The 23,292-nt window shown below is 44.3% G+C and carries 14 protein-coding genes; 9 read left to right on the top strand and 5 right to left on the bottom strand.

Going from position 1 to position 23,292, the window contains the following annotated elements; translation table 11 throughout:
- Positions 1 to 4 precede the first annotated feature (4 nt).
- Positions 5 to 856, top strand: coding sequence for a hypothetical protein (locus GV030_RS07940; RefSeq protein WP_159581537.1), 852 nt, complete (start codon positions 5 to 7; stop codon positions 854 to 856).
- On the opposite strand, the gene GV030_RS07935 is transcribed toward GV030_RS07940, so the two are convergent.
- Genes GV030_RS07935 through GV030_RS07920 form a run of 4 tightly spaced genes read right to left on the bottom strand, consistent with a single transcriptional unit; the run spans position 853 to position 3,337 of the window.
- Positions 853 to 1,461: a GNAT family N-acetyltransferase gene (locus GV030_RS07935; protein WP_159581535.1), complete on the bottom strand. Its 609-nt coding sequence runs from the start codon at positions 1,459 to 1,461 to the stop codon at positions 853 to 855. The two genes, GV030_RS07940 and GV030_RS07935, sit on opposite strands and share 4 nt — an antisense overlap.
- Positions 1,458 to 2,126 carry a glycosyltransferase family 2 protein gene (locus GV030_RS07930; RefSeq protein WP_221413300.1) on the bottom strand — a complete coding sequence of 223 codons (669 nt, stop codon included), beginning with the start codon at positions 2,124 to 2,126 and terminating at the stop codon, positions 1,458 to 1,460. Before GV030_RS07930 ends, GV030_RS07935 begins: the two co-directional genes overlap by 4 nt.
- Complete coding sequence (locus GV030_RS07925) at positions 2,098 to 3,069, bottom strand: ketoacyl-ACP synthase III (RefSeq protein WP_159581531.1); 972 nt, start codon at positions 3,067 to 3,069, stop codon at positions 2,098 to 2,100. Before GV030_RS07925 ends, GV030_RS07930 begins: the two co-directional genes overlap by 29 nt.
- Positions 3,070 to 3,106: 37 nt before the next feature.
- A complete protein-coding gene (locus GV030_RS07920) occupies positions 3,107 to 3,337 on the bottom strand; it encodes a hypothetical protein (protein WP_159581529.1) in 231 nt (76 codons plus the stop codon).
- Positions 3,338 to 3,577: 240 nt separating this feature from the next.
- Between GV030_RS07920 and GV030_RS07915 the strand changes: the two genes are divergently transcribed.
- From GV030_RS07915 to GV030_RS07900, 4 genes are read left to right on the top strand one after another with little or no spacing between them, the layout of a single operon-like run.
- Positions 3,578 to 12,955, top strand: coding sequence for a LamG-like jellyroll fold domain-containing protein (locus tag GV030_RS07915; protein WP_159581527.1), 9,378 nt, complete (start codon positions 3,578 to 3,580; stop codon positions 12,953 to 12,955).
- 33 nt (positions 12,956 to 12,988) lie between these two features.
- Positions 12,989 to 17,275 carry a cadherin domain-containing protein gene (locus GV030_RS07910; protein ID WP_159581525.1) on the top strand — a complete coding sequence of 1,429 codons (4,287 nt, stop codon included), beginning with the start codon at positions 12,989 to 12,991 and terminating at the stop codon, positions 17,273 to 17,275.
- 6 nt (positions 17,276 to 17,281) lie between these two features.
- Positions 17,282 to 18,187 carry a type IX secretion system membrane protein PorP/SprF gene (locus GV030_RS07905; protein WP_159581523.1) on the top strand — a complete coding sequence of 302 codons (906 nt, stop codon included), beginning with the start codon at positions 17,282 to 17,284 and terminating at the stop codon, positions 18,185 to 18,187.
- A gap of 52 nt (positions 18,188 to 18,239) precedes the next feature.
- Positions 18,240 to 19,265, top strand: coding sequence for a formylglycine-generating enzyme family protein (locus tag GV030_RS07900; RefSeq protein WP_159581521.1), 1,026 nt, complete (start codon positions 18,240 to 18,242; stop codon positions 19,263 to 19,265).
- 21 nt (positions 19,266 to 19,286) lie between these two features.
- On the opposite strand, the gene GV030_RS07895 is transcribed toward GV030_RS07900, so the two are convergent.
- Positions 19,287 to 19,913 (bottom strand): 2OG-Fe(II) oxygenase, encoded by a 627-nt coding sequence (locus GV030_RS07895; RefSeq protein WP_159581519.1) that lies wholly within the window; start codon positions 19,911 to 19,913, stop codon positions 19,287 to 19,289.
- Positions 19,914 to 20,161: 248 nt separating this feature from the next.
- Between GV030_RS07895 and GV030_RS07890 the strand changes: the two genes are divergently transcribed.
- The 4 genes from GV030_RS07890 (at position 20,162) to GV030_RS07875 (ending at position 23,252) form a co-directional block, all read left to right on the top strand.
- On the top strand, positions 20,162 to 21,256 hold the full coding sequence (locus tag GV030_RS07890) for a DUF262 domain-containing protein (RefSeq protein ID WP_159581517.1): 1,095 nt from the start codon (positions 20,162 to 20,164) through the stop codon (positions 21,254 to 21,256).
- Positions 21,246 to 21,728, top strand: coding sequence for a HEPN domain-containing protein (locus GV030_RS07885; RefSeq protein WP_159581515.1), 483 nt, complete (start codon positions 21,246 to 21,248; stop codon positions 21,726 to 21,728). Before GV030_RS07890 ends, GV030_RS07885 begins: the two co-directional genes overlap by 11 nt.
- Positions 21,729 to 21,905: 177 nt before the next feature.
- Complete coding sequence (locus tag GV030_RS07880; RefSeq protein ID WP_159581513.1) at positions 21,906 to 22,433, top strand: hypothetical protein; 528 nt, start codon at positions 21,906 to 21,908, stop codon at positions 22,431 to 22,433.
- Between the two features lie 228 nt (positions 22,434 to 22,661).
- The gene (locus tag GV030_RS07875; protein ID WP_370519062.1) at positions 22,662 to 23,252 is read left to right on the top strand and encodes a Crp/Fnr family transcriptional regulator; all 591 of its coding nucleotides are present in this window, start codon (positions 22,662 to 22,664) and stop codon (positions 23,250 to 23,252) included.
- The last annotated feature ends 40 nt before the right edge of the window (positions 23,253 to 23,292 follow it).

Raw genomic sequence — 23,292 nt, 5'->3', positions numbered from 1 at the left:
CTTAATGTCTCTTAGCCTTATCCATATACTCAATCCCTTCGACAGCCAAAGCACTGATCAACAGCGCATTCAGGAGGTGACATTTCAGAGTATTGCCAATGCCCTGACTCACGGTACAGGGCATCTGAAAGTGAGGGTTTGTGCGACCCGATATTCTGAAGATGTGAGCCCTCTCCCCAAATATATGACCGAACTCCCCAATCTATCCCGATCGGTGTTGGATTTTGGCGATTTTAATCCAAAGAGGCGTTATCCGTTGATAGCAGATATCCTGGCTGAGGCTGTAAAACTCAATGGGGACTACTACATTTATACCAATATGGATATTGCACTACAGCCTTCGTTTTATGATTTCGTGAGCGAGCAGATTCGTAAGGGGAATGATGCGGTGATTATCAACAGGCGGAGAATACCGTGGGGATATGCCAATAAGGAGGTGTCGGAAATGTATTTATTAAAGGGTAAAAAGCATCCGGGATTCGACTGCTTTGTGTTCTCCAAGGCCATTGCTGAACAACTCATTCTAGGGCATATTTGTGTCGGAATTCCCTTTATTGGGGTAGCTCTTGCGCACAACCTTTTCGCTTTTGCAAATCGCCTGGCATTTTATGACCATGCACGGCTTACCTTTCACCTGGGTATGGAGGTGATGCCGCCTCGTCAGCCAGATTATTATTGGCATAACAGGAGGGAGTTTTTTAACAATGTAAAGCCCGCACTCTGGCCACATTTTGATGTGAGCAGTTTCCCCTATGGCAGGGACTGGCTCCCTATCAGGCTCGTTCGCTGGGGACTCAATCCATCACTCTTTATTTGGATGAATACTAAATTGCTTTTGCGCAAAATTTTGCTCTAGACAGATGGTGAGAGAGATTGTCGGATAAAGATACCCTGGGAAACCCCAGGTTGATCAAATCCCAAGAGGGTATAGGTGTTTTTGAAACGATCAAAGGCCTTTTGATTGTGAATGGCCTTGTCAAAACGGCTTTTGGAGATGCTCATTTTCAAAAAACCTCCACCTAAGGAATGATCTATCGTAAAGCCGAGGTGCTTGTTATAATCAATGGCCTGCTGATTCACGGCAGACACTTTAGCTGAAATCTCACGGATGCCCATCAGATTGATCCCAAAATCTAGCAAAGGTAATGAGGCGGCAAAGGGAGCAGGTGAGCCCCAGAAAGAAGGTTCGCCTATGAAGAGTCCACTTTCAGCTACCGAATCTTCGAAATTTATATTTTGAAGCTGAATAAGCCCAATGGCTTGATCGTGGACATGTATGATGAAGAAATAGTTGACACTATTGTTTATCGTACTGAACCAGTTATGTTGCATTTCAGGAGTGATTTCTCCCTGATACTCCATTCGTGACCGGATAGCATCACTCGTTCTCCAACGGCGGACCATCTCCAGGTCATTTATGCGCAATCTCCTTAATTCGACCATTTCCCCTGATATCTTCATCTGTTTTGCAGCATCTGGTTGAAAAGTGCAATTCTTTGGGTAAATGAATAGCGAGATGGGTGTTGGCTTTTTTGATGTACCAACGGTACAAACTCACAGATGGAGGCGTGAGCAAGTAAATCATGGTCCAGAAAATGTGAGAAACCAGCTTCGAAGCACCGATTCAAAGTGCGCCTGTGAATGAGTCTTGTAGAAGAGCCGGTGACCTTGGTGCGGTATTTCAAGGACATGATCTTACTCACGACCCATGATCCGATTTTGGGAACCAGACCACCCCCTCTGTAGCTTGCATAAATCAGGTCTGCCTCCTCCCTGATAGCATGCTGCAATAAGTAGGGTAAATCCACAAGACGCACCGGTAAATCATCGTCCAGGGTAAATACATAGGGCGATGAGGTCACCTTCAATCCTTCTATCGTGGCGTGGTGCTGTCCCTGATTAGTTGGGGTGCTGATAATTTCAATATTTGGTTTAAAAGACTCCAAAGCGCTGAGTGTGGCATCGGTGCTGGCATCATTTACCACAATGATTTTTGAGAAAATTTCTCTATGTTTCAATACCTGACGTAGGCTGTGGGCAATAAATTCAGTTGAATTGTAGGTGGGGATCACCAGGTCTGGTCGCTGTATATGTAGGTCAGATTTCACAGATACTAAAATAATCAATCGAGGGGAGGTTGACCACTGCAGTGCCCCATGATAGTCCGGTACCAAAACCACAGAGCATGATCCGGTTTTCTTTCTCCTGCAGACAGGAGATAGTACTCATGGTGATGGGGATGGTGGCAGAACTCATATTACCAAATCGATCCAAAGTCATGGGACATTTATCTGATGGGATGTTGAGTTTGTTTCGAATGGAATCGTTGATGATTTTGCTGGCCTGATGGAAGAAATAATAATCAATGGAGGTACTTGCCTCATTCTGAAATAGTTGAATTCCAGGAACCACTGATTTCAGACCGAAATTCAGGATTTGATGGCCATCTAACTTTAAATAACCCGAACCTTCAAAGGCTCTAACTGAATTGTCTATGGGTCGCATTGAGATTGCCTCTCGATTGCTTCCATTATTCCCAATTTTAAAATCCCACTCCACGTTGTGCTGTTTAGTCACCAAAGTAGCAGATACGCCATCTGAAAACAGAGGAACCGTACCGGAATCTTTGTCATGAATCAGTCTTGATGACAGATCTCCACAAATAAGCAGGCCATGATTCCGGGAATCCCTACTTAGGAGCCTTTCCATAATATGCAGGCCATGGACAAATCCTGAGCAGCCCATGTTCAGTTCCAATGAAAGGGTGTCATTTGTCAGTCCTAGTTTTGTCTGGACATCTATAACGGTATTAGGTACTTGTTGATCGCCGGTTTGGGTGATGAGTAAGATGATTCCGACATCCTGGCGATTGACTCCAGAACCTGAGAGGACGTCTTCAGCCGCCATCACTGCAAAGTCGGAAAGCTTATGGTGCGCTGATGCAATATGTCGTTTGTCTATTCCGATTACCTCGATGAGGCGTTGTCTCAGTGAAGGGGGAATCCAGTCAATATCGTGATTGTAGGCTACTAAACGGGGTATTTGTGTGCTTATTCCGGTGATTTTCATCTTGTTGTATTACCAGAGTGAAGACGACCAGAGGCTGTCATTGTTTTGTCAGTGGCATGCATTGCTCATACAGGTCGGATAAGGTTGTATTGTTCCGAAGGTGCTCCACTTCTATCAGGACTCCAAAAGATTTTTCAACCTCGGTGATGATGATCAGCGAGACCAAAGATGACCAGGAGCTGTGATTTTTGTAATCGGTATTCTCATCGATTTTATCATCAATTAGCTCTCTCTGAAATACCTGAACAAACTCTTTTAATTGACTCATAGACCGGGCAAATATATGGAAGTGATTGGACAATCTTAGTGTTGTGAACTTGCTCCCGGAGTTGTCAGCACGAGTAAATAGTATTATCCATGAGCAGGAGGGGAATCGATTGCTTGGTTTTTGACTTTTTCGTCGGCAATTAGGTGGGCTTCAACGAAAATAATGGCTCTTAGGTCTAAAATAGGATTACTTTACTCTGTCAATGATTCGACTAATGCTAACCAATCAATGCTATATAAAGTGAATAAAATTTACTTGTTTCTCGCCTCAATGGGCTGCGTGCTTTTTTCTCATGCCCAGATCTGCCCTCAGAATAATGCCAATGTTGATTTGGGTACTCCAAGCCTCACTACCAGCGCTCACACCATTAACACTGGTGATGTAGAGTCGATTACGGTGGTGAAGGGAGCCGTCTACCTTTTTGATAAATCCAGCACATCATTTAGTTCGCATATGGCGCTCTATTCTTCGCTTGGTGGTTCTATTTATCAGGAGAAGTGGAAACAAACTGGTAATACCAAGTCATGGCAGTCTGATTATGATGGAGAGCTTTGGTTTACCATCACTGATCAGAATGTTGGCAATTCACCTACAGGGTATGCTTACAGTTGTGGATACAATGCTACCAGTGCGGTCTTGAATGTACGACAGACAACTAATAATATTAACATCACCGAGCATCCTACGAATGTCAAGGCCAACTGCGGTGATCCGGCGATATTTTCTACCAATGCGAACATCAGCGGGACTTCCAATGCCACTTTCCAGTACCAGTGGCAAGTAAGCACCAATAATGGTAGCTCTTTTTCCAATATGGCTGGTGCCACCAGTGCCACCCTGAATATAGCTGAGGTCGAGAGCACAATGTTTGGCAACCAATATCGTTGCGTGATTAAAGTAGGTGCCGAGTCAGCCAACACAAATGCTGGGATTTTATTGGAACGAGGCATTGATCCTCCTTCGGGCATAGAAGCCACTCAGGATCGTTGCGATGCCCAAATAGACATCACTTGGGAATGGTATCAGGTGAATCCATCCAAGTTTAAGATTCAGGTGAGTACCAATAATTCAACATTTACTGATCTGGTGGAGCTGGCGGGAGCCAAGAGGAAATATCAGCATACTGGCATCACCAAAGGCACTCGATATTACTATAAAATCAGCTCATACAATGAGGATTGTGGAACCTACGGTTCTTCATCAGACTCGGAATACGGTCTGTCACCTGTAGATCCGGCAGCACCAACAGGTTCTTCTGTGCAGGAAGTGAGTGTAGATGGAGGTAAGGGTGTAAGGGTCACGTGGACTGATAACTCTGCTGATGAAACGGGCTTCATCATTACCCGAACCAATTCAGATGGGACCAATTTGGTAGAATACAAATACGTCTCCAACGAGACGGAAATGAACCAGACGGGAGCTGTCAGAACCTATACAGACAAACGTATAGATAACTGTCAGCCTTATACTTATAGGGTATACGCTTATAATCCATGTAATGCCACAGGGGTAATTGCCGTAGACGGATCAGGAAGCGCTGCTTCGCATGACATAGTGGTTGAAACCACGATTTATGATATTCTATATCCTAGTGCGCTCGTTACTTCCAAAGGATATTACTCAGATCGAATTTCTCTGAAATGGGGGATCAATATGAACTCCAACCATTCATTTGCTGATAGATTTAAGATTTACTCAAGAGAGTTGGGAGATGCAGTAGTTCCTGAGTTGGTATCTATAGTGGATAGTGATTTGCGCCAGTTCAATGATGACAGGGCGGATGCCGGGGTGCTTTATGAGTATTTCATTGTGGCTACGGGTGATTGCGGAGATGGTGAAATCAAAAGCTTTGATATTACCACGATCAATAGTTACCCTAACCTTCCAGCGGATTTGTCTGGACGAGGAGTGGGATACTCTATTGGCTTCAGAAGTCCGAGTGGGGTAGTAAATGGTAATATTTCTTACCAGGGTGGTGTTGCTGTTCCGAATGTGAAGGTAGTAGTAGAGCGGGAGGAGGGAAACTCAGGGTCAGCCCTCGATTTTGATGGTGTGAACGATTATATGGAGGTTCCATACACCACATTTTTGAATTTTGAGGGAGCCATTACTGTCTCTATGTGGTTAAAGCCTGATCAGGTGGCTGTTTCGGACAGAACAATCCTTCATAAGAATGGGACCATCAAGTTGACCCAAAGTGGTGAAGCTCTCAAAGTGGACATAGGGACTGTGAATGTTACAGTGGACACGGTCTTCGAGGCTAACCAGTTCAAGAATGTTACGGTGACTTTTGATGAAGCCGAGCTTATCGTCTATGTCAATGGTAAAGAATATTACAAAGGAAGTCATTCATATGACCTCACTGCAAATACCAATAATGTATTCATCGGAACGAACGCCACAAAAACCAATTATTTCTCTGGTATTATTGACGAGACCCGGTTACATACGGTTTCTCAGGATAGCCTGACCATATTAAAAGATTACGGAAGGTTGATCAAGCCTAATAAAGCAGGACTGGCCGCTTATTGGCGATTCAATGAAGGCGTAGGTCCCTATGCTTTTGATTTGTCAAACACAGGGGGAGTGTATCACGTGAACGATGGAAATATATCTGGAGCCACATGGTCTGTGGATGTGCCCGATGGCCGACAGCTCGGCATGGCGGGATTCACGGACGCCAATGGTAACTACACTGTCACGGGTATTTCCTATTCAGGAACAGGGGAGAATTTTACAGTCACCCCTAAAATAACGCTTGGAGGCGCGGTTCACGAATTTACCCCTTCCCAAAAGGTGTTGTTCATTGGCGAAGGTGTTTCTGTGCAAAATCAGATTGACTTTAAAGACATTAGTTCCTTTCAGGTTACCGGATATGTTCGTTATCAATTTGGTGATAACACTGTGGGGGCCGAAGGGGTGCGCTTTCTGATAGATGGTGAGACATACGTCCAGAATGGAAGTGGATTTGTAGAAAGTGATGTCAATGGATACTTTAATATTCAGGTGCCTATTGGTCTACATAGCATCCAGGCCCAGAAAGCCTTTCATACCTTCAACAATGAAGGAAACTGGCCCACCTCTACGGCCAAATATGATTTTCAGGCTCCCGTATCGAATGTGCTGATTTATGACCTCACTACCAGAAAAGTGAGAGGTCGTGTAGTGGGAGGTAAAGTGGAAGGAGAAAAGCCAGTTGGCTTTGGAAAATCTGTTAATAACATCGGGGCTTCGCTCTTCAAACTAGAAGAAGCTACAGGCAAACCTATAGAGGCGACCGTCACCCCAGATGCTAACACAGGAGAATATGAGGTAGATGTGCCTCCATTGAAGTACACAGTATATAACCCTAATAAATCAGATGGTTCTGGCTTGCAAAGAGGTATTCACATTGCATCCAATAACAGTGCAACCTTATATTTTGAGCAGGCCATCCTGGCGGAGGATTTGACCATTGATCTTAGAGCGGCCGACACAGAAAAGTATGTCATTGACTCTACACTCAATGGTTCAGATGAGTGGGTAGTAGATTCTGCAGCCTACCACTCCATCAATAATTTCATCTACCGTTCAGAGCCTCAGGTGGGTGTTTACGATGGTTCAGAAGAGGTAGATCAGGAATTTGAAGGTGAGGAGTTTTACGTTCATACCAATAAGGATAATACCAAAGACACTATAGATGTAAGGGCAGGTATGCCTTATCCGGTGCTTATTCAATCTAAGGATTATAGCTTGCGCATTGAAGTCAGTGAAATATACGAGCGGAATGATCTTGGCCCTGTGGTGAAAGATACTGTGCCGGTTTCAGATGCAGCGCTCGAATTGTTCAACTATTGGGGAAAAGGATATTATAGAGATAGCGATGATGATGTAGCTTACTATAGCCCGGTCAGCGCATCGCCTGGTACTTTGGAGGCAATCACTTTATCTGATGCAGATGGTGATACCACTTATACTTTCAAAACGGCTAACCCAGAGTTTAATAACAATGCTTCTTTCGATTCGCAGAGTTTCACCAAGTCCATTCAGGTGACCGTGAAAACCAAAGGAAATGAACCGGTGTATTGGCCAGGAGGCTCAGATGTTAACATTGTTCAGAATGGATACATTCTTGGATCTGCACCTATTGCTGGTACCAGTTTTGTTACCCAGGGACCAGATGTAGTAGATTTTGTGTTAAGAGACCCACCTGGGGACGGCAGTTTTACCATGCTTGAGCAGGGTAAGTCGGTAAGCAAAACTTCTTCATTCACTTCCTCTGCGGGGCAGTCGGTGAACCTTGAGTTGGGGATTGGGGTATCTGTGACGACCTGGGTAGGTTTTGGCGCAGGAACCATCAATGAATCTGAAGCAGATGCTACCACTGGTTTGGATGTAAGCTACAAGTTGAGCAACACAGGAGAGCGTGTGACCACCTATACGGCCACAGAGGCTTTTCAAACCTCTGAAGATTATACCGGCCCTGATTTTGATTTATTTGTCGGTAAGTCCGAGAACGTAAGATTTGGAGTTTCGCAAACCTTGTCACTTGTTCCGGTTTCGGACTGCGGCACACCAAATGTGAGCTGTACGGGATCAGTAATTACGGCAAAAGATGGCACAGAGTATAAACTCGGATCTTATTTGGCGACATTCATGAACCCAACAGGAGAGGCCACCTTGTTTGCCTATACCGCCCTCCACATCGAAGGTACTTTAGTACCTAACCTCAAAATGCTCCGTAACAATGTGCTTTTAAATAACAGTAAATATGTGAGTGCGTTGGATGGTGCAGATCCTAATTTCGGGAAGAATAATGACGACCCTGTATTTCCGAACCCAAGTACAGCAACGCCTTCTATCACTGAGCCAGAGGATCTTTCAGGTCCTAGCTATACATTCACCAGGGTAGATGATGAGGAACTGGATTCTGTGAGATGGCTGAATCAGCAAATTAAGCTTTGGGAGAAACAACTCGAGCTTAATGAGAAGGAAAAGGTTGAGCTTGTTCAGGCCAATCGTCCGGTGAGAAATATTAGTTACAGTGGAGGTTCTGCATTGACATTTGAACAGACCTCATCTGAGACTTCCACTACTTCATTCGAATATGAGTTTGCTGAATCCATCAGCGCCGGTACTTCGCTGGACTTCTCACTATTTGGGGTGAGTATGGAACTGGATATGAAAACTTCAGTAAACCTGGAACAGGGTGGAGTAGAGTCTGATAGTGAGGAGAACAGTACTACATTTTCCTATACGATTTCAGATGAGAGCCCCACGGATTACTTTAATGTGAAAGTGCATGAATCTACCCTTAAAAATGGCCCCGTATTTCAGATTGCAGATGGTGGTGTGACTACCTGCCCTCATGAAGACGAGGTGAAAACGAAATATTATCAGCCTGGCACTCAGATCAGTGCCCGCACATTTCAGCAGGACAAGCCTCGAATAGAAGTGGATGTGCCTATCATGTATAATGTTCCGGCTGATGAGAAGGCCAACTATACCTTGACATTGTTTAACGATAGCGAGAACACCCAGACTATGTATTACTCCTTGTCGGTGGTGGAGTCTTCAAACCCTAATGGGTTGAAAATCACTATGGATGGAACCAACCTGAGTAAGGGCCGTGAGATACTTGTTCCGGGTGGATCAGCCATTCAGAAGATTCTTGAAATAGAGAAAGGGCCATTTGAATACGATTATCCCAATGTACAGGTCATCCTGTCCAGTAGTTGTCAATACGACCCTACCGGTGTTTACAAGTTGATAGGGGATACTGTATCTATTTCTGCGTATTTCTTACCCCAGTGTACCACTCCGGAGATACTTACTCCTAAGGATAACTGGGTGGTGAATTCCAACCTTATGGATACCCTTACGGTAATGATTGGTGGGTTTAATATCAACTACAGTGGATTCCGCAGTGTCAACTTGGAGTACAAGCAGTCTGCACAGTCCACATGGTCTGTTTTGGAGACATTCTATCGCGATACCACAGGTCTTAATGATCCCAATGCTATTCAGATTCCAAGAAACAATCCTGTGATTGAATACGATTGGTTTCTTAAAGACATCAACGACGGATCCTACGATTTACGCGCTGTAACTAAATGTGATGTGGCAGCTTCCGGGTCTGTGGTCTTTGGTGAATCTGAGATATTCAGTGGTTTGATCGATAGGGTAAACCCTCATCCTTTTGGAGCTCCACAGCCGAGTGACGGAATTTTGTCTCCTGGTGAGCAGATCATGATTCAGTTCAATGAGCCTATTAATAGTGGGTTGCTTCGGCCTACTAACTTTGAAATCAAAGGCGTGCTGAATGGAGGAGAAGTCAGGCATAGTGCCAGTATGCACTTTGCTGGTGATGCCAATCATTATATGGAAATCCCGGCAGGTATAGACCTTAAGAGAAAGTCGTTTACAGTGGATTTCTATTTGGCTCGTAAATCCCTTGGTGAGCAGATCATCCTGTCCCAGGGTAACGCTTCAAGTGATGCCCTGGAAATTGGTTTTACGGCGAATGACAAGGTTTATTTTAAACTAGCCAATAAGATTGAAGTATCTACGGCTTCTATCACCGATCAAAACTGGAGACACTACGCATTGGTCTACGACCATAAGAACGGTACAGCCTCCATTACACTGAATGGAGATACTGACGGTGATGACATAAATAATGACTTTGGTGCAGACTATACCGATGAAGGCAAGGTCTATGTGGCTCAAGCGAAATATGACAAAACCAAACCTCTGGATGCCAAAGTGCATGAACTGCGCATCTGGAACAGAGCTCTGTCAGAAAGTAAGGTGAGTATCATCGCTACCAAGCGTCTTGAGCGAAATGAGTTTGGATTGATTGGTAACTGGAGGATGGAAGAAGCCGAAGGTAGTCAGGCCAATGATCACATTAGGTTTAAGAATGCACTCATCTCTGGTAATTGGTCCATAGAACCAATAGGATTTGCTTATGACCTGGGTGCTGACAGCTACCTTACCAGTAAATCCCTTGCCTTTACGGCAGAGAATGATTTCACCATAGAGTTCTGGTTTAAGCGTGCTGCCACTACTGATAGTGTGACGCTTTTGAGCACGGGCATAGGAGATGCAAGAGATGCCAACAGCGTGGGCTGGGCGATTGGTACTGATGCCTCAGGTAAACTCCTCATTTCAAACAATGGAGAGAAACATCAGGTAGGCTCTGTGAGCTATATGGACAACACCTGGCACCATTTTGCGCTTTCAGTCAATCGCATCACGAGCCCCAATGTATACATTGATGGCGCTCAGATCGCCTCTATTGATGATCAAAACTGGATAGGTTTTGGTGGTTCAAAAGTATGGATTGGAGCACGTGGGTGGTTCGATGGAGCAGTGGAGCAGACCGATCAGTATTTTGAAGGCGCTTTTGATGACATCAGAGTATGGTCTAAGGCCAAGACAGCTGAGCAAGTGGAGCTGCAGCGGATGTATAAATTGTCAGGTGCGGAAGGTTCTCTGGTCACTTATTTCCCTTTTGAGACTTTCGTAGATGACTCGGGAGTTCTTGTGAAGAGTGTCTCTCTGGACAACGAAGTAGCGGGTGCCAAGGTAGATGATGTGATTGCCCTGCAGGGTACTGGTGGGGAAGTTGAAAATACGCCAACCATCAACCTGCCAAGGCCTGTTAGTTATGTGAACTTCTCTTATTCCGCCAATGGTGATAAGATTATACTTTCTCCTACCGATCCTGATAGTCTGCTGGAAGGTGTTATTCTCGATATCACAGTTAAAAACATTCGTGATCTCAATGGTAACGTCATGAACAGCCCAGCCAGTTGGACGGCTTACTACAATAAGAACAGCGTGCTTTGGGTGGACAATGACAAGTCTTTTGATTTGGAATTAGGCTCCACACTCACCTTTAAAGCTTCAGTTTCTAATATCGGTGGGTCAGTAGAGAACTTCAGAATTACGAATGTGCCTGATTGGCTCACTGTTTCTCCTTCATCAGGGACTCTGAGTCCGTTGACGACCAAAGAGATTACTTTATCGGTAGATGAAGGAATTAACCTGGGTGATTATTCTCAGGATATCTACCTCACTACGGACTATGGATACGATGAACGATTAATGGTTAATTTGAATGTCTACCAACCGGCACCGGATACTTGGGAAGTAGACCCCGCTGAGTACGAATACTCTATGAGTTTGGTGGGTAAGGTGAAGGTAAATGGTAAATTCTCACAGGATGGAGATGATCAGGTAGCTGCTTTTGTTGACAATGTATGTAGGGGAGTGGCCACACTCAGGTATGTAGAAGCTTATGATCAGTATTTTGTCTTCCTCAATATTTACTCAAACCGAGTAAGCAATGAGAATGTGGAACTGAGAATATGGGATGCTTCAGATGGAATAGTTTACACCAAGGTTGATCCTGCCGTAGCATTTGTCTCGGAGACACGCTTGGGAAGTGCATCATCTCCCGTAGTGATAGAAACCACAGGCCTTGTACAGGTAAGACAGGATTTGGTAAGGGGTTGGCAGTGGCTTTCGTTTAATACAAATTCTGCCCAAATGGCCAATGTGAATAATTTCCTCGCCAATATCACTGCTTCCACCGGTGACATGGTGAAGACTCAGGGGGCTTTTGATCAGTATGATGAGGCGAATGGATGGATTGGTACCATTAGCAACAGTGGCGGGATTCGAAACAATACTATGTACAAGTTCAAACTGGCCAATGCAAGTGTACTTGAATTTAGTGGAGCAGAAATAAACCCTGAGTCTGAGGTCATTCAGGTGAAGGAGGGTTGGAACTGGATCAGCTATATCTCTCAAAGAACTCTTGAGATCAATACCGCATTGTCTAATTATACGGCTAGTGTAGGTGATGAGATCAAAAGCCAGCGTGGGTTTGCAGTTTATGAGGGGCCTATGATAGGATGGATCGGGTCACTCACTCACCTGACTAAGGGCAACGGATTCATGCTGAAGTCTTCCACTCAGACCACATTCACTTATCCGAGTGTGCCATTAACTGCACGATTGGCGCCAGAGCCCGTTTCGGAAAGTGATATGCATTCAGTAGGCATGAGCTTTGATCAGTACCCAAGCAATATGTCAATCGTGGCCACGGCCAATATGAATTTTGACGAAGGCAACCAGATGATGGTATACGATGAGACCGAACTCGTAGGGTATGCCTATCCTAAGTATATAGGGCAGCAGCAACTGTTATTCATCACGGTGTTTGGAGAGCAGCCGAGCGGAGCCTTGAGTTTCGAAGATTCGTTTGGGCGCCTTTATGCTCCTGAGGATGGACGCACACTGGAATTTAGAGCGGATGCTTCCCACGGTACAGTTGGGTCACCATTAAGGTTGATGACCAATACTACAGAAGTATTGGATGTCATTAATTCCACTGTCAGACTTTACCCAAATCCATTCCAGGAATCTATTTTATTGGAGATTACTTCCGATACGAAAGACCTGAGCTATGAGTTGGTAGATCTGTCAGGTAGACTACTACAGAAAGGCAATATACCTACTCACCAAAAGTCCATTCGGTTTGGAGAGACTCTTGAAAGTGGCGCTTACTTCCTCAAAATCTATCGGGCTGAGGAGCTTGTCAAGACCGAGAAAATAGTTAAATATTAAAAATCACTGCCCTTTAGGGAAATCTCTAGAATAATGAAGAATATTATATTAATGATTTTGGTCTTGTCCGGAGCCATGAGCTACGGACAGGCACCAGGCTCCTGGACAGTGGATCCAAATGACTTCACCTATGACATGGCCATCACGGCCAGACTAGAGGTGAATGGCAGGGTTTCCACCAGCAGTAATGACGTGGTGGCTGCATTTATAGACGGTGTAGTCGTCGGTGTGGGTAGCCCGGATGTGAATGTTCCATCCACAGGTGAGGTAGTCATTTTCCTTACAGTTTATAGCAATTCTGCATCAGGGAAGACCGTCACTTTTCAGATCTACGATGATCAGAATAATGAAGTGCTGAATGCGGTGAATAGTCTGGCTTTTGAAAACAATGCGCAAACGGGCTCCAATACTGTACCATATGTGATCTCCGACAACTACGCACCCACGGCTATTTCGCTTTCGGCTTCATCGATCAGTGAAAATCTCACAGCCGGATCAGTAGTGGGCGTGCTGAGTACCACAGATGCCAATCACAGTACCGGGTTTACCTACCAATTGGTGACAGGTGAGGGAGATACGGGCAATTCATTTTTTACCATTACCGGCAATGAGTTGAAGACCGCAGAGATACTGAATTTTGAAGTAAAAAATGAGTATTCTGTTCGAGTCCAAACCACCGATCCCAAGGGTGCTACCTTTGAAAGAGCTTTTGTCATTACAGTATTGGACGTAAACGACGGGCCTACGGACATCATTCTTTCTGCGAGTACCCTGGCAGAAAATAATGAAACTTTTGCTCAGGTGGGCCTCTTGACGACTACAGATGAAGACGCAGGGGATTCATTTGTATATACCCTTACGGGATCTGCCGACGACAGCAATTTCGAAATTCGGGATGGAAACAGATTGGTACTGGGGGTCGTCGCCAATTTTGAAGTAAAAGCGAGCTATTCTTTGACCATTACAGTCACAGATCAGGCCGGTGCGGGGTTGACCTATCAGGAGAGTTTTGTGGTGAATATTTCCGATGTGAATGAAGCACCCACAGATATTACCCTCTCCAATAATGAGCTGGATGAAAACAGTCCGACAGGAACGATACTAGGTACTCTGACTACTACAGACCAGGATTTGTCTGCGGGGGATACGCATACCTATACCTTCATTAATGGGACAGATTCCAATGGAGACTTTCTATTGGATGGTAACACCCTGAAGGCAGTAGTTGTCCCGGACTTTGAAGAGAAAAGTACATACTTCCTTACACTTGTAGTGAAAGATGCTGCCAACAACACTTTCACAAAACAATTTCAGATCAACATCCTGGATGTGAATGAGGCCCCCAATGATATTTACCTCAGCAAGAATGCGTTGGCTGAGGATGCGGCCATAGGTACTTTCATAGGGAGACTTTCAGTCAACGACGTGGATGATGTGGATACATATGAATATGCCTTTGTCTCAGGGGATGGAGATACAGGCAATGCGCTGTTTCAGATTACTGATGATGAAATTTCCTCCAATGGCACTTTTGATTTTGAAGTAAAAAGCGAATACGAAGTGAGGATACAGGCTACTGATGCGGGAAGTAATACTTTTCAGAAAGTGTTCACAATTGTTTTGTTAGACGCTAATGATCCCCCTACGAATCTCAAACTGTCAAAGTCGGACTTTTATGAAAATAACACCATCGGGCAGGAAGTAGCTGTGATTTCAGTCACTGATCAGGATGCCACAGATGAGTACGTTTATAGTCTTATTGGGACCGACCATGATGGCTATTTCGAGATTAATGATAATAAACTGTACGTTCAGCAGGTCATCGATTATGAGACCAATACTACTTTGACTGTTACCATCCAGGTGACGGACGATGGCGGAGCAGGGTTTTCCTATCAAAAACAGTTCGTGTTGACCATCAACAATCGAAATGAAGCACCTACAGAAATCTTTGTAACCAATCTCTCCATACCGGAGGACATGGCGGTAGGTCAAAAGGTGGCGGATCTCTCTGCAGAGGATTCTGATAATGTATTTGGCGAGGTGCATACCTTTAGTTTCTCGAGCGGTGAGGACACTGATGGCCCCTTCTTCATAGATGGCTCTAGCATCAAACTGGCTCAGAAGGTGGATTTCGAGTCGGTATCATCTTATTTCATTTCATTGATGGTGACTGACAAAGCTGCGAATACCTTTGTTCAGCAATTCCAAGTCACTATAGAAGATGTAAATGAGCCGCCGAATGACGTCTATCTAAGTAAAAATACATTAAAAGAGGATGCTACTCCAGGCACTTTTATTGGCCGACTGTCCGTCAATGATGTGGATAATCCGGACGTATTTACATACGCGTTTGTGTCTGGTGATGGGGACACCAATAACGATTTGTTTCTATTGGAAGATGATGTGTTTTTATCCAATGGAACCTTCGATTATGAAGTGAAAAGCGAATACGAAGTGAGGGTACAGGCTACTGACAACGGTAGCAATACATTCCAAAAGGCTTTTAAAATTAACCTTACGGATGCCAATGATCCTCCTACAAATCTCAAATTGTCTAAGTCTGATTTTTATGAAAATAACACCATCGGGCAGGAAGTAGCAGTGATTTCAGTCACAGATCAGGATGCCACAGATGAGTATGTTTTCAGCCTGGTGGGTAGTGATCACGATGATTTCTTTGAAATCAACGACAATAAGCTATATGCGCAGCAGGTGGTGGATTATGAGACCAATACCACGCTCACCATTACCATTGAGGTGACAGATGCTGGCGGAGAGGGTTTTTCTTTTGATAAGGAGTTTACCCTGACGATCAACAATAGAAATGAGGCGCCTACTGCGATCATGGTTTCGAATCTGATAGTTCCCGAACACACCGGAGTGGGACAAAAAATTGCGGATCTTTCTGCGGAGGATACTGATAATGCTTTCGGTGAGCTTCATACTTTCAGTTTTTCAAACGGGAATGATACCAGTGGTCCGTTTTTCATAGATGGAAACACCATTACCATGGCTGAAAAGGTGAACTATGAGGTGAAGTCTTCATACTTCATTGCCCTGAAGGTGAGTGATAAGGAAGCCAATACGTTTGTGCAGCAGTTTACCATTACCATTTCGGATGAAAATGATGTGCCGACAGCAGTTGCCTTGTCGGGGAATACGTTTGACGAAAATCTGCCTGTTGGTACTGAAGTGGGAGAGTTCACCACAACAGATGAGGATGCCGGCGAGACCTTTACCTATGCCCTCAAGGCGGGTGCCGGTGGTGGCAGCAATGCGCTGTTTAGTATAGAGGACAATGTGCTGAAAACAGCACAGGTTTTTGATTTTGAGCAGACGGGCAGTCTTAGCGTGAGGGTGGCAGCTACAGATGGAGATGGAGCGGTGATAGAAAAAGCCTTTGCCCTTACGGTGAATGATACCAATGATGCACCAACAGGTATCCTACTGTCCAACGATGTGGTAGACGAAAATCAACCTTCAGGGACTTTAATCGGAGTCCTCAGTACAGACGATACAGATGCTTCTGATTCATTCAGCTACACCATCACCGGAGCGGATGCTGAGCAGCTGAAGAAGTTTTTTAAAATAAGCGGAGATCAGCTGCAGACAAAGGTGCCGCTGGATGCGGAAGGGCAGGGCCAATTTGCCCTGGAAATCACGGTGACTGATAAAGGCCAAAGTACATTTTCTGAGAATTTTGTCGTGTTGGTAGAATCAGTCAATGAAGCTCCTGTACTGGCTGATACCACCCTGTATATTACTGAGAATTCTGAGAGTGAATCCTCATTGGGTTTTCTGAACGTGACTGACGTGGATGGGGATGATTTTACCTTTGAGATCATAAGAAGTGATCCATTCTTTGATGAGAGTAAAGGAGCATTCAGGATTGATGTATCCGGTCAGGTATTGGTGAATAATAAGGATTCCCTGGACTATGAAGAACTGAAGGAGGTGATCTACAGGGTGCGTGTGACAGATAGTGGCAGTCCGCAACTGACTGTGGAAGCACTATTGAGAATAGAGATTCAGGATGCTGTCGAATCTGATCTGTTGCCTGTGAATGAAGTAATTACACCTAATTCAGACGGATACAACGACTATTTCTTTATCCAGAATATCAGTTTGTATGAAGGCTACACCTTGGTGATTTACAAAGGGTCCGGAGTAGAGGTGTACCGAAGCACACCATACGCCAATGAATGGGACGGTGTGAGCCAAAACGGCAAGGATCTCGATCCTGGTGTCTATTATTATAAGTTTTACAGTAGTCTTGGAAACCTTTACCGTGGTACTGTCACCATCATAAGAAACTAATTAGCCATGAAGATTTTTACTTTTTGTTCGATTTTACTTGTCAGTGGATTTTCACTATCCGCTCAGGATTTTCTGGGGTCTTCCAGCTATTTTATGAACCCCTTTTCACTGAATACAGCTTACAGTGCACCGGGTGGTGATTTGTTTGCAGCTTTTCAAGCCAATAAATACACCGGCTCACAGTCTGAAAAGGGAGCAGAATACATCAGTTTTGGTACATATTACGGGCTCGGGAGAGGCCTTTCATCGGGCTTGCGAATGAACTCACAAAGCCTGGGGATGATCAATTATCAGGGCTTGGATGTATCACTTGCCTACATGGCTGGAATCACCGAGGATCATTATCTTTCCTTTTCGCTGGCCGCAGGACTTCTTCGCGAAAAGCTTGAATCTTCTGATGTAAAGTATAGCCCTTATGTGGATCAGGATGATCCTCTGTTGAATAGCGATAATGTATATGACCACACACAGCTCACTCTTGGGGGTGGGTTTGTGTACAATGTGTATAAATTTCAGCTGAGCTATTATATGCCTTATCTTGTCAAGGGTAATGAGTCTTTGAAATTCGATTTCAATACCCTTGCAAAGTTTACATACACTCACTACAAGAGCATAGTATCTGTAGAAAACTATGTGATGTACAGATACTTTCACGATGGCTCAGGTTTTTATGACGGAGGGTTACTGGTAGGGTGGTCTAAAACACTTTGGCTCAACCTGGCTTACCGATCCACTAAGAGCGTGAATGCCGGAGTAGCTTTCGAAAACTCAGGGTTTAAAGTGGGATACAGCTACAATCATCCATTTGGTGAGTTTAATGAGCTCATTACCGGGAAACATGAACTCACTGTGACTTACTCGGTTGAAGATCTGGGCAGAAGGAGGCCGTATTTCTTCAGGAAGTCCAGGTAATAAGATATTCTTTAGATTTCATGATTTACCCATTTTTGATAACCTTTGACCTATGAGGTTATTGAAGTTTGGTATGGTTTGCCTGCTGGCCGCAGGTTGTTCACAGGCCGATAAAGATCGTGGTAGCATTGAGGCTCCCGAGGGGATGGTTTATATTCCGGAAGGAAGCTTTCACATGGGTGCAAAATCCACCGAGGCTTACGAAGATGAGTTTCCCAGTCATGAGGTCTCTGTCTCTCCTTTTTTCATGGATGCCACGGAGGTCACCAATGCTCAGTTTGCTGAATTTGTGGAGGCCACAGGCTATGTGACCATTGCCGAGCGCGACATTGACTGGGAAGAAATGAAAACTCAGGTGCCCGAGGGTACCCCCAAGCCTCCGGACTCTGTGCTGCAGGCGGGAGCACTGGTTTTCCGCCCAACGAGCAGCGAGGTGAATCTGGCAGACTATACGCAGTGGTGGGTCTGGACCATAGGGGGCAACTGGCGCCATCCGGAAGGGCCCGAGAGCACCATCGCCGACCGTATGAACCATCCCGTGGTGCACGTGGCCTGGGATGATGCTGTGGCTTATGCCCAATGGGCCGGAAAGCGACTGCCCACAGAAGCAGAGTGGGAGTGGGCCTCCATGGGCGGTCGTAAAGACATCAAATATCCATGGGGCAATGAGTCGGCGGAGAATGCTTCAGACAAGGCCAATTTCTGGCAAGGAAAATTTCCGTATCAAAATTACGTGCTGGATGGTTTTGAGACCACCGCTCCGGTGAAGTCTTTCCCGGCTAATGGCTTTGGGTTATATGACATGGCGGGCAATGTGTGGGAGTGGTGCCAGGACAAATACGATGCCCGTGCTTATGAGAGCTATCAGCGCAAAGGTGCCGTGGAAGATCCCAAAGGCTCCGCTCAATACTACGATCCCCGAGATCCATATACTCCCAAACATCTGATTCGTGGCGGGTCATTCCTCTGCAACGACAGCTACTGTAGTGGCTACCGGGTGTCCAGAAGGATGAGCTCCAGCAAAGACTCAGGTTTCAATCATACTGGCTTTAGATGTGTGCAGGATGTGCAATCGTGATGGGAGTGTCCCCGACGCCCGTTATACCTGCTTGAGCCAGCCTGCGATACTCAGCCGGTAGCGGTTGAGGGAGGGGTGAACCTCATGCTCTACCTTGTCACTTTCAAAGAATACCGCCCGGCCACTGACCGGGAGGACGTTTTCCTGAGTGCCATCCGGATGATAGAGTGACAGCTGCCCCCCATCGCTCTCCAGCCAGTCTTCGTTGAGGTACATCACCAGTGAGTATTTCCGGCCTTTGTCACTCTTAAACTGGTCTAAATGCCGCTTGTAGAAGCTGCCCTGCTCATAGTAGGCATAGTGAAATTCAAAATCATTGATGGCCGTATAGCAGGTTCTGTTGAGGTAGGTGATAAAGGCCTGAATCCTGGAGAGCACCAGTAATTCAAATACGTCCGAGGTGTCATTTTCGATCCACCTGATCACATCACCTCGCACTTCGGCGTTTCGCTGATAATCAAACTGCCGGGAGATGCCCGCCGGGCGCATGTCGCCACTTTGTTTGTGGCCGAGGAGATTGCTTCGGAGGCCGTTGGCGGTGAGGGAGTCTATGAAATCAGCGCATGTGCCATGACCTTCAGAGAGTAAACCTTGGATAAGTGCTTCAAATCGGGCTTCCTCTTCGGTAAGCACCAGGTCGTTGGTCATGTGCGATATGTAAACTGCGGCGAAGCTAGATGAAAGGAAGGAGAGTTGAGCAAGTATTTTTCCGGGCAGATGAGGCTGCTGCGGGGGTGAAATAAGCCGGGGGAGTGGGTGGAGAGAAGGTGCTGCTCACCCTATAGCCGATAATGGTTTGTTTGGGTGTGAAAATCTGCTAGATTTGGTAGGCCGCTGGCAGCCAGGTGGTTGTTGGGCGGTTGTTACATGCAAGGATCACACAATAACGTAATATTATGAATGGAGATGAATTTGATGAAATAGACGAGCCAATTATTGATGTGGAAGATTCTGAAGAATCTGCTGCTCCAATGATTTATGACATTTCAAGTTATGGTGCTGATCTTGATGTTGAAGGATTAGTTAAAAGATTAAAAAGAGGGGATATTTTTATTCCACCATTTCAAAGAGACTATGTTTGGAATCAGGCAGAAGCTTCAAGGTTAGTTGAATCTCTTCTTCTTGGCTTACCTGTGCCAGGTGTTTTTCTTGCTAAAGAAGGTGAATCCAATAAAATGTCTGTAATTGACGGACAACAAAGACTCAAATCTCTCCGATTTTTTTACGATGGCTTTTTTAATCCCAAAGATGGAGATACTAGAAAGAGAGTTTTTAAACTTAAAAACGTTCAACCTCAATTTGAGGACAAAACATATGAAACCTTAGAAGAGGAGGATCGCATAAAGCTTGATAATTCAATAATTCACGCAACCATAATCAAACAAGAATCACCTAATGACAATAACACAAGTATCTATCATGTATTTGAAAGACTGAACACCGGAGGTCGAAAATTAACTCCACAAGAAATACGATCTGCAATATACATTGGCAAGCTAAACGAGATGATTTCTGAATTGAATGATCATCCTTCATGGAGAGAACTCTTTGGTAAAAAGAATAATAGACTCAAAGATCAGGAAATGATTTTAAGGTTTTTTGCCATGTATTCGTTACAAAATGAATACAGCAAACCACTAAAGGAATTTTTAAATAAATTCAATGGTCGCTACCGTAATCCAACAGAGTCCGAAATTGAAAGACTGTCCGATATTTTTAAGCAGACAACTGACCTTATTTTGGACAAACTAGGAAAAAATGCTTTCAGACCAGATAGAGTCTTTAATGCAGCAGCCTTTGAAGTCCTTATGGTCGGAATAGCGAACAGACTAGATCAAAACATAAACTTTGATTCTTTAATCCAGAACCTTGAGACTTTATATAAAACTCAAGATTTTATCGATTCAATAACGAGAGCAACCTCAGATGAGAAAGTTGTAGAGCAAAGACATAAGTTGTTCAATGAATTTGTAGAAGAGTATGTTCAATAATGCCGAGCTAAATAAGCAATACAATCGAATTGAGAAATTAATAAAAAAAACAAAGCAGTTCGAACCAGATGATGAACTCAGGTCACATCTAACGAAATACATCTGTGTGCTTTGTTCTGGGTTTATTGAAAATTCAGTTTACCATGCATTTTGTGATATAGCGGATAGGTCTTGTGCACCATCTGTAGTACTGACTTATTCAAAGGCTCAATTGTATAAAATACAAAACGCCAATGCTGAAAAAATTAGAGACCTAACAAAGTCATTCAATCCTGATTGGCACGATGGTATCCGTGATTTTCTACAAAAAGATAACCGAGGTTCTGCCATAAATTATATACTGAAAGACCGCCATAATATTGCTCACGGGAGGGATTCTGAAATTACAATTGGTAAACTTGAGGACTATTTGAAGAAAACTGTTGAGGTTATTATCTACCTCGAAACACAAATGGATAGAACCAGTGCCTAACAGATGCTATGAATGAATGGGGTTTTAGTAGGTAAGGAAAGTGTTGTAGCCGTTGGAAAGTCCGCCACAATTTATAATTTTAAAACGAGGTGTGGCTATGTGTGAGTAGAAAGGTTAGCTCTTTCTAATCCCCTCTCATCATAGCGGGTCGTTGTAGAGCATTTCCGAAACGAAAAAATGGATTTAACCAAACATTGCCAACTTTGCGAACGCCAACTCTATGATATTCAGAGTGGAACTAAATGCGGTCTGACAAACGAGCGCCCAAACTTCTCTGGGAAGTGCCCAGACATCAAATTCGAAACAAAATACGAGGATAAAATCAAGGAGATTAACATTGAGTACGAACTTGTCAAACGGACAAAGGTTATTTCCATTGGCAATTTCATTTTCTTCATTACAATTAGCATTGCCGTAATTGTCGGAGGTTACCTTTTGGGAACATATGCATTCGACAAAGGAGTAATTTCAACTGTCCCGCTTATTATTATGGGAACTGGAGTATTAATTCTCCCCTTGGCATCTGGCCCACTTAACAAGTATAGATGGGGAATGAAAATCGCAAGGAACAAGAAGAACGAACTGGATGAACTTCTTGCGAACTACAACATTCAATATTCCATTGAGGTGATTGTCAACAAAGACCTTCATGGCAACCAAGATATTACCACGAACCTGACTTTCCAACGAAAACACTACCGATAGATACGCTCTACAGCAAGCGCTAGCGGCGAATGCACCTCCCGATGGCTATCGGGAGCCACTTGACAGATTTTTGTGAGAACATCACCATGAATCAGCCGCTGGGTTCTTTGCCCACATGTCCTATCTTTAAAGAGCATCCATGAGTTTCCTTGGAATGGTCATATGAAGGGAGCTAAAGGTGAGCCGGTTACATAGCCGTACTTTTTACCATATGTTAAATCATCAAAATTGAAGTTTGATCAACTTGCCATTATGGAAGAACTGATGGAATATATCTTGCAAATTGGTAACCTGAATCAACAACAATTAAACCTTGTAACACGAGGTGCAATTGAAATTGATCTTCAAAAAGACAAGTATTTCTCAGAGGCAGGAAAAGTCCCAAGACAAGTTGGTTTTGTAGTAGGGGGTGTCATAAGAGGTTGTTATTACAACAAAGATGGAGAGGAAATCACTCGATGTTTTATAAGCGAGAATAGCCTGGTGGTAGATTATGTCAATTTTGAAGCAAACACGGTCTCTACTGAATATTTGCAAGCATGTACCGACTGTAAGCTCATTGTTTTTCCTAAGCAACACTGGGATGAACTGTCACAGATTATTGTGGGGTGGGATAACATTAAAAACAAAATGGTACAATTATGTATGTACCAAAAATCCAGAAAAGGCCCGGTGGTGTCACAAGATGCGACTACTCGCTATTTAGCATTTATGGAGAACTATCCTTCACTCATTAATCGCATTCCATTGACTTACGTCGCTTCTTACTTAGGCGTCACACAGCAGTCCTTAAGCAGGATAAGAAAAAACATCCGCTGATTGCTTTTTACCATATGGTAAAGCAGTTCATTTCTCATCC

The sequence above is a fragment of the Marinoscillum sp. 108 genome, assembly GCF_902506655.1.
Taxonomy (GTDB): Bacteria; Bacteroidota; Bacteroidia; order Cytophagales; family Cyclobacteriaceae; genus Marinoscillum; species Marinoscillum luteum.
This window is presented reverse-complemented; position numbering and strand designations above follow the sequence as displayed.